This is a genomic window from Vibrio sp. 1078-1 (assembly GCF_033340475.1).
Map to the genome: position 1 here is coordinate 1 of NZ_JAWOWM010000264.1, position 759 is coordinate 759.

Annotated in this window: 1 protein-coding gene; it reads right to left on the reverse strand. The window is 46.0% G+C overall.

What is annotated here, in order from left to right; translation table 11 throughout:
- A partial coding sequence (locus R7190_RS27005; protein WP_318137816.1) for a NapC/NirT family cytochrome c occupies positions 1 to 759 on the reverse strand: 759 nt, incomplete at both ends.

Genomic DNA, 759 nt, shown 5'->3' on the forward strand with positions numbered 1-759 from the left:
TTCCCATACAGGGTTGATGTCGTTCAGCATAGACTCTTTCTTGATCCATACTTTCGCTGCCACTTTCTCCCAAGGAAGACCAGTCAGCTCGTCCACTCGTTTTTCACCAGTCGTAACGATGTTGCTGTCTGTAGACGCTTCTTTAAGTAGAGACGCAGTTGCAATGTTCTTACCGAAATCTTCTTGAATTACGCGACCAAAGCCTTTCGCTTTACGCCAGCCGTCAATTTCGATTTCGATGAAGTCACCTTTATCTTCCAGAACTTTTACTGTTGATGCAGGGTTTAGAAGACCCGCTTCTTTCGCGCCTTGCGCGTCAAAGTAAATTGGAAGGTGACGAATACTTACGAGCTCTTGACCTACTGCGTAGTCAGTACCGGATGTCATTTGCTCTAGATCACCAACGATGCCGCCGATACTATCCATACCTGCTGGTAGGTTGTGCGCGATACCTTTGTGACAGTCAACACAGCTTTGATCTTTTTCTGCCGCTTGCTTCATCTGGATACGAGCAGTTGGAGACATTTGCTCGAAGTCCATAGACTCGTAGTTGTGACAGTTTTTACACTCTAGAGATTTGTTTGCCGAGAAACGATCCCATTCGTGTTTAGCAAGTTCGATACGACGCTCTTCGAAAACGCCAGGTTCAGAGTAGTTGCCAAAAACTTGCGCAAATACTTCTTTAGAAGCCTGCATTTTACGAGCGATTTTGTCAGTCCAGTTGTGAGGAACGTGACAGTCAGGACAAGTAGCACGAAC